Consider the following 4,209-nt stretch of genomic DNA (forward strand, 5'->3'; position numbering starts at 1 on the left):
AAGCGCGGCCTTGGTGCAGTTGACGGGTGCGCGCGAGGTACCGGAGCCCGGCGATGTCACGCCGTTCACGCTCCCGGTGCGCGAGCGGGCTCCCCGCTCGAACGAGCGCCGGAACGGCGACCGGTACGGTCGTGACGAGCGACGTGGCAGCTTTGGCAGCGGCGGGAACGGTGGCGGCTATGCGCGCCGTGACGGCGGTCGGTACGGCCGCGACGAGCGCCACGGCGCATCGGCGGAGCGCGGGTTCGAACGGCGCACGTTCGAAAGGCGTGATTCCGAAGGGCGTGATTCCGAAGGGCGTGAGTTCGCACAGCGTGGATTCGGGGAGCGAGAGCCCGAAAAGCGCAAGTTCGAAAAGCGCAGCTTCGAAGGACGCGGATTCGAAGGACGCGGGACGGACGGTCGCGGATTCGAGGGTCGTGGGACTGAGGGTCGCGGATCCGAAGGTCGCAGCTTTGAAGGACGCGGAGCCGAGGGTCGTGGTGCCGAGGGTCGTGAGACCTTCCGTCGTGGCTTCGACGGCGGCGTTGACGCCAACGGTAGCCGTGGCGGTAACGACGCAACCGGTGGCCGTGAGCGAGGCCGGGACGAACCTCAGAGTCAGGGCCAGGGCCAATTCGTGCGCCGTGACGGTGACCGCTACAAGCGCGACGATTACAACCGCGACGATCGGCGTGACCGACCGTTCGATCGTCGCGACGGCGACCGGTACGGCCGTGACCACGACAGTCGGCGGGATGGCTCGCCGGCAGCAGGCCGCGGATCCGAAGGGCCGGGGTCTGATGGGCGCAAGTTCGAAGGGCGTAGCTCCACGGAGCGTACTTTCGAAGGACGTGGTCAGGCGGGCCGCAACTTCAACGAGCGCGACGGGGCACGACGCGGATTCGAACGGCCCGAGCGCGACGGCGACAATCGTCGCCACGAGGGCCAGCGCTTCGGCGGCAACCGTTTCGAGAACCGCAACGCTGAGAACCGCAATTCCGAAAACCGAGGATCTGAGAATCGCGGATCCGGGAGCCGCGGGTTCGAGGGACAGGGCTTCAAGAGTCGCGGCTTCGAGAACCGCAACGCGGAGAACCGCAGCTCCGAAGGCCGGGGATCCGACGCGCGCGGCTTCGATGAGCGCGGCGGCGACGGTCGCAGCCGGTTCGCTCGGAACGATCGGAGCCGCGACGCGGACCGTCCGGGGCACAGCGACCGTTTCGGGCGCGACGACCGCCGTGGCACGGGAGGCTCCCGGCCGCGCTCGGACTGGGATCGCGGCAAGCAGCAGCACACGAGTCGTGGCGGCAAGCCGCGTCCGTAGCTTTACGGCACGACGCACAACTCATGACTGATGATGAGGCACGATGCACGGCTCACGGCTCACAACGCATGACGCATGACGCATGACGCATGACGCGCCAACGCTGAACAGCACACTTGATCTGCGTTGGCGCTGATGTGAAGTTCTACCCTGGACTTGAATACTTCTCAGTTTCGCCGCCGGGGCAAGTCGAGCCGTGGCGTGGCGTGTTGGGTGCTGTGGGGCCTTGGGTGAACTGTGGACGGCGTCGCATTCCAGTGGCGCATCACGCATCATGCACCGTTTGCCTTGGCGATGGCTTTCGTCAGGGATCTACGAGATGTCGGTGGGGAGTCCCCGTGTTCAGGGGGCTCCCCGCCTTCTTGCTATTGCGAAGTTCCGGCTTGCGGCGGCTTATGCGCCGTTAGCGGGTTAGCCGATGTACACGTACTGGGAGCACGCGGTGTTGGACGAGGCCTGGATGTTGGCCGGGGGCAATGTGGTGGAGTACGACGCGACGAAGGCGACGAAACAACTGCCGGGATACCTGGCCGGCGTGTAGCTCACCGAACAGGTCGAGCCGGAGCCGCAGGACGCGATCCGGGTGCCGTTCTCATCGAAGATCTGGATGTAGTAGGGCGTGGGACCGACGTCGCCATTGGCGGTCGCCGTGATGGTCTCGGGGCCGTTGATCGTCTGGGCCGGGGCGTTGAGCGAGATGGTCCAGCCGGAGGCGGTCCAGGTGACGTAGCTGGTCGCGCTGGTCGTTTGCAGGCCGGAGGGCGGGTAGGTGGTGCTGTCGTAGGCGAAGGTGGCGACGAAGGCGTGCGTGGTCGCGACGCTCTGGCTCACTGAGACGCTGCACGTGGTGCCCGTGCCGCAGGTGTAGGGGGCGTTCAGCGGGCCGCCGCCGGCGGTGGTGTCCCAGATCTGGATGTAGAACGGCGAGGACGAGATGTCGGTGTCGCTCGTCGCGGTCAGGGTGCTGGTGTTGCCCACCGGCAGGGTGTTGAGGCTGGCGGCCAGGGTGAGCTGGATCCCGCGCCACTCCACCCCGGGCTCGGCCGACATTGCCTGCTGGTTCGCGCCGGCGCTGCTGGTGGCGATGATGGCGTAGAAGTAGTCGTAGGTGGGCGTGGGGTAGGTCAGCGTGACCGCGCAGGTGGTGCCACTGCCGCACGCGGCGACGGCCGCCCCGGTGTTCGCGTTGATGATGTAGATGAAGTACGGCGTGGGCCCGACGTCCTGGCTGGCCGTAGCGGTCAACGTCGAGTACTGCGTCGGCCACAGGTACATCGCACTCACGCTCAGCGACACGGTCCACGTGGTCATGGGCCGCACGCCGACATGGCTGGTGGTGTGCGGCTTGGGCACGTTCGCGGTTCCGACCGCGATGCCCGTCGGCGGCACCGGCTTGGGCTTGGCCGCCGTAGTGGTGCTGTTGGTCGTGCTCGTCGTGCTCGTCGTGCTCGTCGTGTGCGCGGAACGCGCGCTCGTGCTCCCCGCGGCCGCGGCCGGTGCGGCACCCGCCGCGAACAGCGCTGCGGCCAGCGCCAGCAGCGGCAGCACGCGCCACACGCCGCCTCGTGCGTCACCGCGCCGGCTCAGCCCCCCTCGCAGCGACAGCAGTCGATTGACCTTCAACTTTCCCTCCCTGGTAGAAGCACTCGGCCGGTGCACAGCGATACCGGCCCCGTGTGTATCCGAGTGCTGTCTCTCAAGAGAAGGTCGCCCCCAGCCAGATACAAGCTCTGCGATACCGCACTCCTGGGCAGCGCACGCTGCATCATCGAGCACTTCTTCAGGTGGCTGCCGGTAGCTACTGGTGGCCATTGGTGACTCCTGGGCAAAGGCGCCTGCGCACGTGCCATGAGTGCGGCTTCGGCCCACAGGTCGCAATGGCGACGTGTGACAGAAATTGAAATCTGTCAGTCGATAGTCCTACTATGACGAGGTGGGCGCGCAGGGGCACGCCCGGGAGCTGGAGTAATGATCATGGACAAGCGTCATCTGGGAACCACCGGGCCCGAGACCGCCGCGCTGGGCTTGGGCCTCATGGGCATGTCGGCGCTCTACGGGCCGGCTGACGAGTCCGAGTCGATCGCCACCGTCAACGCCGCACTCAACGCGGGCGTGACGCTGCTGGACACTGGTGACTTCTACGGGATGGGCGACAACGAGCTGCTTCTGCGGTCCGCCGTGCGTGATCGCGCCCGGGAGGATTACCTGATCAGCTTGAAGTTCGGAGCGTTGCGCGGGCCCGACGGCGCGTGGCTCGGTTACGACGCGAGCCCGAACGCGGTGAAGACCTGGCTCGCCTACTCACTGCGCCGGCTCGGCACCGACTACGTCGACATCTACCGCCCCGCACGGCTGGACCCGAACGTCCCGGTCGAGGAGACGGTCGGCGCGATCAAGGAACTGGTCGAGGCCGGGTACGTGCGGCACATCGGCCTGTCCGAGGTCGGTGCGGACACGATCCGGCGCGCGCACGCAGTTCACCCGATCAGTGACTTGCAGATCGAGTACTCGCTGTTCTCACGCGGTGTCGAGGCGGAGATCCTGCCGACGGTACGCGAGTTGGGCATCGGAATCACCGCGTACGGCGTGCTCTCACGCGGACTGCTGTCCGGGCACTGGACGTCGGGCGGCGCGGCGAATCCCGGCGACTTCCGTGCGCACTCGCCGCGGTTCCAGGGCGAGAACCTGGATCGGAACCTCGCACTGGTCGAGCAGTTGCGCAAGGTCGCCCAGGACAAGGGTGTGACGGTGGCTCAGCTGACCATCGCCTGGGTCGCCGCCCAGGACGAGCTGATCGTTCCGCTGGTCGGAGCGCGTCGCCGTGATCGGCTGGTGGAGGCGCTCGGCTCGCTGGACGTGACGTTGACGGCTGCGGACGCCGCCGCGATCGAGGCCGCGGTACC

Annotated in this window: 3 protein-coding genes; 1 reads left to right on the forward strand and 2 read right to left on the reverse strand. The window is 67.3% G+C overall.

The features are described from left to right. Positions 1-1,276: hypothetical protein (locus VGS97_RS12655; RefSeq protein WP_326853594.1), on the reverse strand; the 1,276-nt coding region annotated here is incomplete at its 3' end. Positions 1,277-1,717: 441 nt separating this feature from the next. Then, a complete protein-coding gene (locus VGS97_RS12660; RefSeq protein ID WP_326853595.1) occupies positions 1,718-2,929 on the reverse strand; it encodes a hypothetical protein in 1,212 nt (403 codons plus the stop codon). Between the two features lie 351 nt (positions 2,930-3,280). Between VGS97_RS12660 and VGS97_RS12665 the strand changes: the two genes are divergently transcribed. Further along, positions 3,281-4,209 (forward strand): aldo/keto reductase (locus VGS97_RS12665; protein ID WP_326853596.1); only part of this gene is annotated, 929 nt, incomplete at its 3' end.

The organism is Actinocrinis sp. (genome assembly GCF_035946395.1).
GTDB lineage: Bacteria > Actinomycetota > Actinomycetes > Streptomycetales > Catenulisporaceae > Actinocrinis.